Source organism: Lachnospira pectinoschiza (genome assembly GCF_900103815.1).
Lineage (GTDB): Bacteria > Bacillota > Clostridia > Lachnospirales > Lachnospiraceae > Lachnospira > Lachnospira pectinoschiza_B.
In genome coordinates, this window is record NZ_FNHZ01000001.1 from 893,678 (window position 1) to 905,895 (window position 12,218).

General features: G+C 36.1%; 16 protein-coding genes. 15 read left to right on the forward strand and 1 reads right to left on the reverse strand.

Features of this window, described 5'->3' with window-relative positions; genetic code table 11:
• Positions 1 to 27: 27 nt before the first annotated feature.
• The 11 genes from BLQ66_RS03745 to BLQ66_RS03780 all read left to right on the forward strand — a co-directional run bounded on the left by BLQ66_RS03745 (position 28) and on the right by BLQ66_RS03780 (position 9,391).
• Positions 28 to 1,218, forward strand: coding sequence for a 5-methylcytosine restriction system specificity protein McrC (locus BLQ66_RS03745; RefSeq protein WP_242869317.1), 1,191 nt, complete (start codon positions 28 to 30; stop codon positions 1,216 to 1,218).
• A gap of 431 nt (positions 1,219 to 1,649) precedes the next feature.
• Positions 1,650 to 3,041, forward strand: a complete 1,392-nt coding sequence (locus tag BLQ66_RS03750; protein ID WP_074520979.1) for a ribonuclease H1 domain-containing protein — start codon at positions 1,650 to 1,652, stop codon at positions 3,039 to 3,041.
• A 23-nt stretch (positions 3,042 to 3,064) separates the two neighbouring features.
• The gene (locus BLQ66_RS03755; protein WP_074520980.1) at positions 3,065 to 3,424 is read left to right on the forward strand and encodes a type II toxin-antitoxin system RnlB family antitoxin; all 360 of its coding nucleotides are present in this window, start codon (positions 3,065 to 3,067) and stop codon (positions 3,422 to 3,424) included.
• A gap of 305 nt (positions 3,425 to 3,729) precedes the next feature.
• Positions 3,730 to 4,788 (forward strand): macro domain-containing protein, encoded by a 1,059-nt coding sequence (locus tag BLQ66_RS03760; protein ID WP_074520981.1) that lies wholly within the window; start codon positions 3,730 to 3,732, stop codon positions 4,786 to 4,788.
• A gap of 93 nt (positions 4,789 to 4,881) precedes the next feature.
• Positions 4,882 to 5,571, forward strand: coding sequence for a vWA domain-containing protein (locus BLQ66_RS03765; protein WP_074520982.1), 690 nt, complete (start codon positions 4,882 to 4,884; stop codon positions 5,569 to 5,571).
• Positions 5,571 to 6,764: a YcjF family protein gene (locus BLQ66_RS03770; RefSeq protein WP_242869318.1), complete on the forward strand. Its 1,194-nt coding sequence runs from the start codon at positions 5,571 to 5,573 to the stop codon at positions 6,762 to 6,764. The genes BLQ66_RS03765 and BLQ66_RS03770 overlap by 1 nt, the downstream gene beginning before the upstream one ends.
• A 159-nt stretch (positions 6,765 to 6,923) precedes the next feature.
• Positions 6,924 to 7,061: a hypothetical protein gene (locus BLQ66_RS12000; protein WP_180364687.1), complete on the forward strand. Its 138-nt coding sequence runs from the start codon at positions 6,924 to 6,926 to the stop codon at positions 7,059 to 7,061.
• Between the two features lie 164 nt (positions 7,062 to 7,225).
• On the forward strand, positions 7,226 to 7,378 hold the full coding sequence (locus BLQ66_RS12230; RefSeq protein WP_143452970.1) for an ORF6N domain-containing protein: 153 nt from the start codon (positions 7,226 to 7,228) through the stop codon (positions 7,376 to 7,378).
• Between the two features lie 226 nt (positions 7,379 to 7,604).
• Positions 7,605 to 8,723: a ribonuclease III domain-containing protein gene (locus BLQ66_RS03775; RefSeq protein ID WP_180364688.1), complete on the forward strand. Its 1,119-nt coding sequence runs from the start codon at positions 7,605 to 7,607 to the stop codon at positions 8,721 to 8,723.
• A gap of 2 nt (positions 8,724 to 8,725) precedes the next feature.
• A complete protein-coding gene (locus BLQ66_RS12005) occupies positions 8,726 to 8,896 on the forward strand; it encodes a hypothetical protein (protein ID WP_180364689.1) in 171 nt (56 codons plus the stop codon).
• Between the two features lie 174 nt (positions 8,897 to 9,070).
• Positions 9,071 to 9,391, forward strand: a complete 321-nt coding sequence (locus BLQ66_RS03780) for a DMT family transporter (protein ID WP_074520984.1) — start codon at positions 9,071 to 9,073, stop codon at positions 9,389 to 9,391.
• A 299-nt stretch (positions 9,392 to 9,690) separates the two neighbouring features.
• On the opposite strand, the gene BLQ66_RS03790 is transcribed toward BLQ66_RS03780, so the two are convergent.
• Complete coding sequence (locus BLQ66_RS03790; RefSeq protein ID WP_074520985.1) at positions 9,691 to 10,212, reverse strand: TetR/AcrR family transcriptional regulator C-terminal domain-containing protein; 522 nt, start codon at positions 10,210 to 10,212, stop codon at positions 9,691 to 9,693.
• A 153-nt stretch (positions 10,213 to 10,365) separates the two neighbouring features.
• Here BLQ66_RS03790 and BLQ66_RS12145 point away from each other — a divergent pair, with 153 nt between their 5' ends.
• The 4 genes from BLQ66_RS12145 (at position 10,366) to BLQ66_RS03805 (ending at position 12,033) form a co-directional block, all read left to right on the forward strand.
• On the forward strand, positions 10,366 to 10,545 hold the full coding sequence (locus tag BLQ66_RS12145) for a hypothetical protein (RefSeq protein WP_242869319.1): 180 nt from the start codon (positions 10,366 to 10,368) through the stop codon (positions 10,543 to 10,545).
• Entirely contained in the window at positions 10,542 to 11,072 is a 531-nt protein-coding gene (locus BLQ66_RS03795; protein ID WP_242869320.1) for a radical SAM protein, read from the forward strand. The genes BLQ66_RS12145 and BLQ66_RS03795 overlap by 4 nt, the downstream gene beginning before the upstream one ends.
• 132 nt (positions 11,073 to 11,204) lie before the next feature.
• A complete protein-coding gene (locus BLQ66_RS03800; protein WP_074520986.1) occupies positions 11,205 to 11,591 on the forward strand; it encodes a hypothetical protein in 387 nt (128 codons plus the stop codon).
• 19 nt (positions 11,592 to 11,610) lie between these two features.
• The gene (locus BLQ66_RS03805; RefSeq protein ID WP_074520987.1) at positions 11,611 to 12,033 is read left to right on the forward strand and encodes a hypothetical protein; all 423 of its coding nucleotides are present in this window, start codon (positions 11,611 to 11,613) and stop codon (positions 12,031 to 12,033) included.
• Positions 12,034 to 12,218 lie beyond the last annotated feature (185 nt).

Genomic DNA, 12,218 nt, shown 5'->3' on the forward strand with positions numbered 1-12,218 from the left:
AAGCAGCTGGAACGGGAGGGAATCTTTGTGTTTCCAGAGGTAATAAAGGATGCTGATGATATTTCCGGGGAACAGATGATTCTCCAAAGCTATAATGACATGTATGTTTCCGGGAATGTTATGGGTTTTCTTGGAGTGGGTGATCAGCGTCTTGTCATCGAATCGAGGTTTAGCTCTGGAGATGAAGATTATCTGTTTCAATATCTGCTAAATAGGGTTATGGATTTTCCTAATATTGTAGATCTTGAAACTGAGGCTAAACAGGATAATGGAATGTTTAATTTGTTGGTGTTCCTGTTTCCATATTACTTAAAGAAGGCTGCTCGAAAGGGTGCGTTTAAGACATATATTCGAAGAGAATACAATGATGGAAACGTTAAAGGCACTATAGATGTGGCTCGGCATATACGTAAGAATACACCTTTTATTGGAAATATCGCATATAGTCAGCGTGAGTATTCTTACGACAATTATTTGATGGAGCTTGTAAGACATACTGTTGAATATATTAAAGCCAAACCATATGGTAGTAGAATTTTAAAGAGTGCTAAGGATGAAGTAAAGCTTGTTATTGATTCAACACCGGCATATAGACCGGCTGACCGAAGAGATATTATTGAAGATAATAAAAAGAACACTATAAGACATGCATATTATCATGAATACCGTGATTTACAGCGACTGTGTATTTTGATTTTACAGAATAAAAAGCAACAGATGGGATACGGCAAGCGAAAAGTCTACGGAATTTTGTTTGATGGTGCTTGGTTGTGGGAAGAATATGTGAATTCTCTTGTGAAGGATTATTTCTATCATCCAATGAATAAGGCTCGCAAAGGAAAGCAGTGGCTCTTTGGTGGTAACATAGGTGCTATTTATCCAGACTTCATTGGAAAAGACGATGAAAACCGTGTTATTGCAGATGCAAAGTATAAGCCAATAGAAAATATTGGTAATCAGGATTATCTGCAGGTATTGGCGTATATGTTTAGATTTGATGCTAAGAGGGCATTCTATTTTTACCCAGAGGCATCTGGTCAGAATGATAAAGTATTATGGCTTAATAAAGGTTTATCTTTTGAAGATAATGTTTCTGCCAGAGATGATGTATGTCTCATTAAACATGGACTTAGAATACCTCAGGATGTGAGTGATTATAAGGATTTTGAGCAACAAATAGGCATGAGCGAAGTATCCTTCTTAGAAATATTGAAGTGAACTTTGCATAAAATATGGAATTGGGGTAGCCATTGTTGTGTGTAAAATTAAGGAAAGAAGCTAAGGCATTAACAGATGTAGTTGGTCAAAATAAGAGCTATGTTGTTTAATCTTAGCTATGATGAGTGATAGAATGGATTTAAAGGAGTTTTACTTTCAAAACATAAAAGTAGATTTCAGATGATGGAGTGAAAAGTTTTAGAAAGAAACTGCACTGCTTTAGACATTCCTCGGATGATGCTATAAGCGAACGTGAGGCATATTCTGAAGATCAGAAGAATTTTATGATAGATTATGGTTTGACGATTATAAAAGTTATTTATTTACTAGTTCATTAACAATAGATTTAATCTAATATAGTTTTTATGTTGACAAACGCTTACAGAGAGGATATTATTAAGTATTCTACTAGCAGGGAGGAGAAGACTTAAATGAAAGTATATGCGGTAAAAAAAGGACATCAGACAGGAATTTTTGATAATTGGGATGAGTGTCAGGCAGTAACGAAAGGTTTTTCTGGGGCAGAATTCAAGAGTTTTACAACAAGGGAAGAGGCAGAGGCATATCTTGAAGACCGTGATGTTTGGGTTGAGAAAGTAGCTGATGATAACAAAGACGGATATCTTGTGGCATTTACGGATGGAAGTTTTGATAAGGATTTAAAAAGATATTCATATGGAGTTCAATTTATAAAGCCTGATGGAGCTGAAGACGATATCTGTGGTTATGGTAGTAATCAGAAATATATAGACAGCAATAATATTATTGGTGAAATATTCGGTGTGATTAATGCGCTTGATTGGGCAATATCTAATGAATATGAAAAAATAAAAATTTATCATGATTACGAAGGCCTATCAAAATGGGTTAGTGGTGAATGGAACGCAAATTCTGAAGTTGCTAAGATGTATATAAGCCTTTACAATTCGAAATTCAAGGATTTTCTTGAAGTAGTATTTGAGAAGGTTCCTGGACATAGTAATGTTATTTATAATGAGAAAGCAGATCAGTTGGCAAAATCGGCACTTGTTGATAGGAAAAAGGTTGCTGTTCAGGGGGCTAACTGGTTTTCAATTCCGTATTTTAAGCAAGATGATTTTAATGCGTTTATTGAATTGATTAATGAATCCAACGAGGGGATAACTTATACAATTTCATCTACCGCTATAAAGGATATTTATAAATTCAGACTTAATAGAGATTCTGTAACAGTTACACTGTTTAAGTCGGGACAAAAAAAGTTATTACTTCAGGGGAAAAATAATTATTTGTTTCAGATACTTACTGCAACGATAGTTGAATTGTATGACGATACTTACGTTGAGCAAATCTTAGGCAATGCGTATAGAATTAGCATAAAAAAGGAACTTGTTTCAGATGCATATACACAAATGGTAAATGGTTTGCCTGTAAATTATCCGAAAGGCTTAAAACGTTTGATAAAGCAGTCGATAATTAATTTGACACATTACATTGAAAGCGAAGATTATTCTATGTATGCGTTTCCCGCATTAAGGGCATTAGAGGGACATATTATGTATTTAATTACCGAAGCAGGAGGAACTCCTGGACGAATTTTTAGTTGTTTTGGGTTAGATAAATCGGTGACTCCGAATAGATATGTAGTTACAGAGCATTTCTCTGATATAAGTAAGAATAATAGTATAGAGAATTGTTATAATTATTATAAATCTCAGAGAGATACAGTTTTTCACTTTGGAGATATAATTGGCCCGACTGATAATACGAGATTGATGGATACCAAAGAAGAAGCTGATGAAATAATTCAAAAGTGTTTGGATTTAATAAGTAGTGAACAGTAATTTGTAAGAAAGGAGCGTCTGTCATGAATGAATATATTATTTTAAAGACAAATGTTGAAGAATATGACAGACTTGTGATCTGTCTCTCATTTGAAAGCTTATTATCATATATTAATAAAATAGAGAATGCGTTAGCAATAGATAGAAAAGAAGAAATAATTTTGATAGATCAGCTTCTTTTAACAGGAAATAGTTCAAATAGATTTATGAGTTGTAGGTTCTCTAAGGGGAAACTAGATTTTTCAACAGCTCAAAATGTTAATCCGGGTGATTACTATAGGAGAGAAACAGTAGAATGGTTGCATGATAATTATTCATATGTTGAAAATTCTATTCTTACTGAAGAACAAAGGAATAAAATTAAAGATAAGATTGCATTCTGATATATTATATAATGAAATTATTGGTTGCCTGTCCCTATAATGGGACAGGCTTTTTTGCTACCATTAGAATCATAAAAGGGGGAGTGCACGATTTTCGCGGCTTGTCGGCTATTTCAAACTTTTTGTAGATTATTATTGCAACATTAGTTCGAGATGCTATACTTTCAATTAGGAAGTAACAAAAGTGTGTGGGTTACCATATCCGCAAATGAAAGTGTTAGATATGGTTTTTTGACAGATAGATTTTGATAAGGATTTCAATAAAGGTTTAAGCAAGGCTTATTAATAATTAGGGGGTATTACATATGCCATTTCAAATAGTTAGAAACGACATTACAAAAATGCAAGTTGATGCCATAGTAAACACAGCAAACCCTATGCCAGGATATGGTGCAGGGATTGATAGTGCTGTCTATGAAGCGGCTGGTAAAGATAAACTTTTAGCAAAACGTCATGAGATAGGTGCTATTGATAGAGGTACATCTGTTATTACTGATGGCTATAATTTACCGGCAAAATTCATCATTCATACAGTGGGAACCCGTTGGCAAGGTGGTAAAGCTGGTGAGGAAGATATTATTAGAAAATGTTATCGAAGCCTGTTTGATGTCGCGGTTAATAATAATATCTCAAGCCTTGCAATACCGCTTTTAGCTTCAGGTAGCTACGGATTTCCTAAAGGCATTGCTCTAAGGATAGCACTGTCAGAGATTGAAGCATTCATGTCGGAGAGTGACATGGAGGTTTACCTTGTGGTTTTTGATGAAAATTCAGTATCGCTGTCATCGGAACTTTTTGGAGATATTGATGAGTATATCAATGACAATTATGTAGATGAAAAGAATCAAGAAGAGTACCCAGATTCTTATGGAAGAGCTTCTAATGGCACTGTTCCAACATTTTCAAAAGCAAATAAGGCTGCACTTGAAGATGAAGAGGAAGTGCTTTATTCTGATGCGTGCTTATCAGCACCGATATTAGAGGAAGAAAGAAGCCTAGATGATGTTGTAAATAATCTGGACAAAACCTTTATGGAACTTGTTTTTTCCTTTGCTGATGCAAAAGGACTTACTGATGTAGAGGTTCAAAAGAAGGCGAATCTTGATAGAAAGGCATTTTCTAAGCTAAAATGTGGAACTACAAAGAACCCTAGTAAATCCACAGCTCTTGCTTTAGCAGTAGCCCTAGAATTGAATTTGGATGATACGAAGGATCTTCTTTCAAGAGCTGGACTGGCATTATCACCTTGCAGTAAGCAGGATGTTATAGTGCAGTACTTTATCGAGAGGAAAGCTTTTGACATATATGAAATCAATCTAGCTCTTTTTGAACATGGAGAACAACTGCTTGGGACACAAGTCTAGTAAATGTCGCCTGGCAAGTGACCGGCATAAATGAATATAAAGATATAATTACCTCAGAAACAAGCAAATAAGCTAATTATGGAGGTAATTATTATGAGAGAAAACTTAACAGAAATCGTATTTATTCTTGACAGAAGTGGCTCTATGAGCGGACTTGAATCTGATACTATTGGTGGATTTAATTCCATGATAGCTAAGCAGCAAAAAGAGGAAGGAGAGGCTATTGTTTCCACAGTTCTTTTCGATGATGAAACAGATGTAATTCATGACAGAGTAGCTATTGGTGAAGTAAAGAAGCTTACAGAAGAAGATTATTATGTTCGTGGCTGCACAGCACTTTTGGATGCGGTAGGTGGAGCAATTCATCATATCGGTAATGTTCATAAGTATGCAAGAGAAGAGGATAGACCGGCTAAGACCTTGTTTGTTATTACAACAGATGGTTTGGAAAATGCAAGTAGACATTATTCATTCAAGGATGTTAAGCGACTAATTAAACGTCAGCAAGAAAAGTATAACTGGGAATTCATTTTCCTTGGAGCCAATATTGATGCTATAGAAGTTGCAGGAAATATGGGCATTAGTAAAGACAGAGCAGCAAATTATAATTGTGATGAACTAGGAACAGCCCTTAATTATCAGGTTCTTGAAGCCGCCGTAACACGAGTAAGAAAATGCAAAGCTGCAGATATGGCTATGACATTTGCAGGTGGAGCATGGAAAGCAGACATTGATTGTGATTACGAGAAGCGTGGTAAGAAGAACGAAAGGAGGGCAAAATAATGATTGGTGGAATTATTGGAGATATTGTCAGTAGTCCTTATGAATTTGATCGAGGAGGAATAGTAAGAATGCCTGTAGATGTAGAGAAGGTGGCACAAGATGCCATTAATGCAATTATTAAAAAAGTCAAAAATTTAAAAACACTCAATATAATTGTGGTTGGAAAAACCGGAGTTGGAAAGAGCACGTTAATTAATGCGGTATTTAAAGATGAGCTTGCTAAAACTGGAATAGGGAAACCTGTTACAAAGCATATGTGTAAAATTACCAAAAAGGGATTACCTCTTTCGATTTATGACACGCGTGGATTCGAACTTGGGAAAGAGGTACAAAAGCAAGTTAAAGATGAAGTGATGGATATTATTAATAAGGGCTTAGAAACTCAAGATATTAATAAGAAAATTCATTGCATTTGGTATTGTATAAATACTGCTTCTAATCGTGTAGAGCCAGAAGAAATCGAGTGGCTAAAAGAGTTGTCTAAAGATACTCAGATACCAATTATCGTTGTGCTTACGCAGTCGTTTTCAGACAAAAATGCTGATGCAATGAGAAAGATGCTTTTGGATGAGAATCTTGATGTCAGACAAGTTATTCCTGTGTTGGCAACAGATTATGAGATAGACGATGAGTATACTAAAAAAGCACATGGTCTAGATAAACTGATACAGATAATGGGGGAAGTATTGCCAGACGAGCTTATTGATACGCTACAAAATGTTCAAATAGCAAGTCTGGCTGATAAAAAGAAAAGAGCACAGGTGGCTGTTGCTGCGGCAGTAACAGCGGCTGCAGGAGAGGGGGCAGTGCCAATTCCTTTTTCAGATTGTGTATTACTTATTCCAACGCAGTTAAATATGATTGCTTCGATTACAGTTATATTTGGATTTGATGTCAATAAGAGCATTCTTAGAGGTTTTATTTTATCAACAATAGGGACTGGAGGAGCAACAGTATTAGGAAAGACTATAGTTACTAATTTAATCAAGCTTATTCCTGGCGCGGGTTCTCTTGTTGGTGGACTTATTTCTGCAGCTACAGCAGGCGCTTTAACAGCTGCTTTGGGAGAAGCGTATATTGGTATTATGTCGTTGGTATTTAATGGAGAGATGTCTATAAATGATTTAGAATCCCAAAAAGGTAAAGAAAAAATGGCTGAGCTCTTTAAGAAAGAGTTAAAGAAAAGTCGATAATTGTTGTATTTTACATAGACCAGTACCTCTGGGGACGCCCAGACTAGTACTGGTCTATTATTATGCCCATTTTTAGCGCAAGGAATGGACATGAGCCGAAACTATTAATCTATTTTAAGAAAGGAAAATTCGGGAGCGCTACTTCCGAATGAAGGTACGATGATGAAGGTATTTAGGAAGATCAGATTCTGGTGTAAGAAGGTGTTTAGGAAGATTAAGAGATGGATGATGAAACCGTTTAGGAAGAAAGCAGAACCTGGACCAGAAGAGAAAGACATGGCAAAAGGAAATATATAATATCCTTGGAGAGCAATTTCCGATTGAGAATAAGATGAGCGCAGAGATTCATGATTTAGCTTATGCAGAGGTAATGATATTTAATAAGACCAATGAAAGAAATGTTCGTTATTGTAAAAGCTTTTCTGATGTGTTATTTTTTATAATCTTGAGGACGCAGCCACTTGAGGTCGCAAATTGCGACCTCAAGTGAAGAGTATGGTGGACGTAGATATTTACCATATGTTTTCACGGTGCAAGGAATTGCAATGCTTTCAGCCGTACTGAATAGTCCAAAGTTTTATTGTTGTAAAAATGTGAAAGATGAATTACAATAATTTTGTAACTAAATATTGGGGCGTGATGCTTTTTAAATTTTGTGTTCTATTTGTACGAGATTTATTCCTGCATATGCAAGTGTGCCTGAGTAAATACATGAAAATAGAGAAGAAAATTTAAGATCCATGTCTAATGCAGACGATTACTATCTCACGAGTAGTCTATTTTGTGTTAGGCTATTATGCCCCTTTCAGCAAGATAATTGCAGAAAGGATTTTTTATTTTATGGAAAAGAAAGATTTATTTGGTACCTTGGTACCGCAGCAGATTGGAAATTACAAATTTAAGAATGAAGCACTTCTAAAGCAAGCTTTCACTCGTCGTTCTTACACGGAAGAGAATGGCGGTGAGAACAATGAGGTATTGGAGTTCATTGGTGATAAAGCGTTAGATATTGCCGTTGTAAGATATCTCGTTCGTAAATACGGTAATGCTCCAACAAAAGATGATCTTAATAAAATGCAAAGGACTGGTGAAAAGTATGATTACGAGTTTTCATCTAGCTTAGATGAAGGTGAATTAACTATTATTAAGCAAAGATTGGTTCAGAAAGACACCTTGGCAAGACGAATCGATGAATTAAGCATAGCAGACTGTCTCATAATGGGAAAAGGAGATGTGCTGAATAATAGAGAACAGGATAAATCTGTTAAGGAAGATCTCTTTGAGGCAATTATTGGTGCAGTAGCAATTGATAGTAATTGGGATTTTGAAAAGATTCAGGAAGTTGTAGAGGTTATGCTAAATCCGGATTCTATCCTTGCAACAGATGAAACTGATTATGTTCGCCTAATATATGAGTGGGACGAGTCTTATGGAAATGAACCTTGGTTTCAGTATAAAGAGCATGGAGAAAGCAGCACATGGTGGAATCGTCTTGAGAATACTATTTATCAGAGCTGTAATGTGCTTGGTAGCGAGGAACAACGTTATCTTTCAAATACAACTCGCACATGTTTTGTTAAGATAGCCACCGATATCCCGGCTTTTGCTGGATTTGGCTATTCTAAAAATGAAGCGCGAAGAAATGCGTGCAAATTAGCATATGAGTACTTAGAATCACATAATATGCTTTTTACTATCAGAGACGAGATTGATGAGCCAACAGTTGAGATGGCAATTAATCAGCTAGAGATTCTTGTGCGACGTGATTATATAGCTATGCCTGAATTTGAATATCGTGAAGAGCATGATGCTGATGGGAATCCTATCTGGTATGTTACTTGTAAAGTAGAAGGTTTTGATTTTATCGCGTCGATTAATTCATCTTCAAAGAAGAAAGCGAAGAAGCAAGTTGCGTTTGAAATGCTTAATTATATATTAGAGAATTATAAGGAGGATTAATTATGTCAAAGTGGGCTTTTAATTATGAATCTGGTGAGTACGAAGACATCAATCGTGATGGTTTTAGCTGGACCCGTGGTGAGTACACTTATAACTGGGATGACAGTGAGTATAGTCAAGAAGAAGAGGAAGAACGCCAGAGAATGTTCGATGATGACGATGATTTATTGTAAATAAGGATTTGCGAACGCATGGTTATTGACTCTTTTTATTAGCATGCGTTATCATCATATCAATTAAACAAACAGACGCCCATTGCTACCGAGTAGTGGGATTCACGTCATTCCTTCACCGTTAGGTCTTAGCAGGTGGAGGAATGGCGTATTTTATTATTTGGAGGTTTTTATATGAAGTGGATTTATCTATTGATTGCTGGAGCGTTGGAAATAATCTGGGCAGTGGCAATGAAAATGTCAAACGGATTTACGCTACTGATTCCATCGATTGTTACAGGAGTGGGTTACGTAGCCAGTGCAGTATTTTTAGCAATTGCACTTAGACAGTTACCTTTGGGCACTGCCTATGCCATGTGGACTGGAATGGGAATACTTGGAACCACACTGCTTGGCGTTTTTCTTTTTCACGAAAAACTGTCGGTTCCACAGGTCATTTGTGTTATTCTGATTGTGATAGGAATTGCAGGACTAAAGATTTTAGGAAAGGATTGATGCTATAAAATCCTGCGATAAAGCCAGTTACTGTGTTTATAACGAGGGCTTCCGCAAAGAGGTGGATTGGGGTATGTCACAAATGTAAACTGCATTTGGATACTTATGGAGGCGAAGTGTATCACTTCTACAGACATTCACACAATAATTATTACTAAAATAATGTGCGAATGTTCGTAAATTTATTTAATCCCATCGGCGAAGCCGATTACAATCCTTCCTTGCGGGCGTAGCCCGTGGTCTGTGGAGTTCGGGCAGACCTGCGAGCGGAGCGAGCTGCTAGGAATGGTACAAAAACATTAAAAATAGATTTTTCTTATATTCTCAGGCATAGAATGAAACATCATTTCTACTACAGTTTCAGCAGGGGTGATGTTGTCATTCATCAGCCATTCTCTAGTCATTCCCACACATCCGTAGCAGTATAGACGGATACTGTATAAAATCTGGGTATCTAATCTATCTGTATCAAGAATTTTCATTGCTTCGACAGAGTAACGGTCAACAAAGTATTTATGCATGTATTGCCAGAGGGAATTCTGGGAATTATCTTCGTAAGCCCTTTTATAGAAGAGGTAATCTGCTCGCATCTCATTCATGGCTTTGGCTGCTGATTCTACAGAGAGGATATCGGTCTTGAAAGCATCATGAAAGAAAATCCAGGCAACTAAATCGTATTTGTCCTTGAAGTGATAGTAGAAGGTCGGTCTTTCAATCTCTGCTTCACGGCAGATTTCAGTCACACGAATCTTATCTAAGGACTTTGTCGCCATAATCTTTTTCATTTTTTCTGCAATCCATAATTTGGTTCTATCTGCCATTGTTTTCACCTCACTAATTTTTACAAAAATGTATTTATGTAAGAAATTCTATCATTATTATACTTCTGTAAGTGGATTAGCACAAGATTTGCCTTTATTCTAAAAGAGAAGCTTATGTAACATTAAAGATTTTAGATAAAGGAGGCATTAAAAATGCATTTTACAGAGACAGTTTATAGAAATCCATATTGGCCAACATTTCCACTTTTACAGATTACACAGGGGTGCACTCACAACAACTGCAAGTTTTGTACAATGTATAAAGAGGTTCCATTTCGAATGCAGCCAATGGAATGGATAGAGGAAGATCTACAGGAGATAGCTGAGAGTTGAAAGAGTTAGGGCTTAGAGAAATATCTCTTGGAGTTGAAAGCGGAGATGACTGGACGCTTGATAGAATTAATAAAGGATATCACGCATCAAACATATTAGAGCAGTGCAAAAGGCTTGAAGAGGCGGGCATTGATTACTGGATGACTTTCCTGAATGGTACAGCCGGCAAAGAGCATAGCTTGGAGCATGCCATCAATTCTGCTAAGATTTTTTCTCAGTGTAAGCCTATGCTTGTAGGAACCGGTGGACTGACTCTTTTCCCTGGAACACCACTTCTTGAGGAGGCTAAGAGAGGCGAGTTCACACCACTTTCAGAAAAGGAGATGCTTATAGAGCTAAAGACATTTGTAGAGAATCTCACTTGTGATTGCTATTTTGTTACGCATCATACTGTTTCAGGTAAAAACTTGACAGGACCAGATTTCTTAAAGAGAAAGGATACAATTATTGCATCATTGGAAAATGAAATCGAAAACGGCGATTTGGACAGAATGGCTGCTATTCGAAGCAGAAAGAGAACACTGTAATGATTGGTTGCAATGTCTATAAATTTAATATAGAATTATTGTAGTTTTTTAACCTTAAAAACTATGGAGATATATATGGGGCTTTTTTGATAAAGTAAAGAAAAAGCAAAATTAAAAAGGAGATCTTGTAACGTGAAAAATATTAGATTTTATAAGGCAGAAAAGTATAATTCAGATGATTATGAAAAAGTAGAAGATATGATATACATGCTCCATCATGATCCTGAGGAACAAAGTATTATTTATGTAACATCCATTGTTTTTGAGCCAGAACCTGAGCTAGAAGAAAATGAACCTAGTGATCCTTACGTTTCGCAGTATCCTTTAGAAGATATACTGGATGAGTTTTTTGTGTATTGTAATGACATGTATGAAAAAGAAAATGAATCTGATAAGAATCATTCATATGTTGAATTTGCAAGTGAAGAAATCGATGATATCAAAAAACTACTTTCTATTATTGGCAAGCATGTTTATAACAAACAGGAAGGCGAATATGTAGATTTAAAAATAGAATAAAATGTAGAGGTGAAAAATTTTGAAAAAAGGGATACGTATTTTATATTTTGTTACTGTAATAATAAGTGCTTTAGTGGGACTATGGCATTTCTTTGTCCCATGGATGTTTCAATGGTATGACTATCTTCCAATGCAATATGAGAATCTTATAGTTGGGATAGATTATACGAATTATTGTTTCTCATTGTTGTTGCTTGGGCTAAGTGTCATGTTGATTTTGTTAGGTAAAAGAGCATTGGACATGAATCGGGAAGTAATCTATTTCTATTTTTTCCTAACAGTAGTTTGGATGTTCAGAGCGTGCCTTGCCAGTTTTATTGAGCCATGGCCTTTACAACCAATTCCGGCGGCTGCGATTGGACAGTTGGTTGCTTCGGATGCATTGGCGATAATGATGGTAGTGGTTAGTGTATGTTTTATTAAAGAACTTCGACGTAAATAAGCAAATTCGAATTTAGGGGTGAATCGATGATAATAAAGCAGCTAGAATACAATGATTGTAAGGGCAAGAAGTACAAAGCCAAGATACTATCTAATGAGTATTTGACCATAGAGCCTGAAGGCGACAGCTTTGACATTAAATGGATAAAGGTAAAAGAACCTCTTCTAATCATGATCCAGAAAATC

Bases quoted from the DNA above. Each gene is read 5' to 3' on its own strand.
- BLQ66_RS03760 (WP_074520981.1), top strand. From the start codon at position 3,730: ATGCCATTTCAAATAGTTAGAAACGACATTACAAAAATGCAAGTTGAT.
- BLQ66_RS03790 (WP_074520985.1), bottom strand. From the start codon at position 10,212: ATGGCAGATAGAACCAAATTATGGATTGCAGAAAAAATGAAAAAGATT.
- BLQ66_RS12005 (WP_180364689.1), top strand. From the start codon at position 8,726: ATGTCAAAGTGGGCTTTTAATTATGAATCTGGTGAGTACGAAGACATC.
- BLQ66_RS03765 (WP_074520982.1), top strand. From the start codon at position 4,882: ATGAGAGAAAACTTAACAGAAATCGTATTTATTCTTGACAGAAGTGGC.
- BLQ66_RS12145 (WP_242869319.1), top strand. From the start codon at position 10,366: ATGCATTTTACAGAGACAGTTTATAGAAATCCATATTGGCCAACATTT.
- BLQ66_RS12000 (WP_180364687.1), top strand. From the start codon at position 6,924: ATGATGAAGGTATTTAGGAAGATCAGATTCTGGTGTAAGAAGGTGTTT.
- BLQ66_RS03755 (WP_074520980.1), top strand. From the start codon at position 3,065: ATGAATGAATATATTATTTTAAAGACAAATGTTGAAGAATATGACAGA.
- BLQ66_RS03750 (WP_074520979.1), top strand. From the start codon at position 1,650: ATGAAAGTATATGCGGTAAAAAAAGGACATCAGACAGGAATTTTTGAT.
- BLQ66_RS03780 (WP_074520984.1), top strand. From the start codon at position 9,071: ATGAAGTGGATTTATCTATTGATTGCTGGAGCGTTGGAAATAATCTGG.
- BLQ66_RS03770 (WP_242869318.1), top strand. From the start codon at position 5,571: ATGATTGGTGGAATTATTGGAGATATTGTCAGTAGTCCTTATGAATTT.
- BLQ66_RS03775 (WP_180364688.1), top strand. From the start codon at position 7,605: ATGGAAAAGAAAGATTTATTTGGTACCTTGGTACCGCAGCAGATTGGA.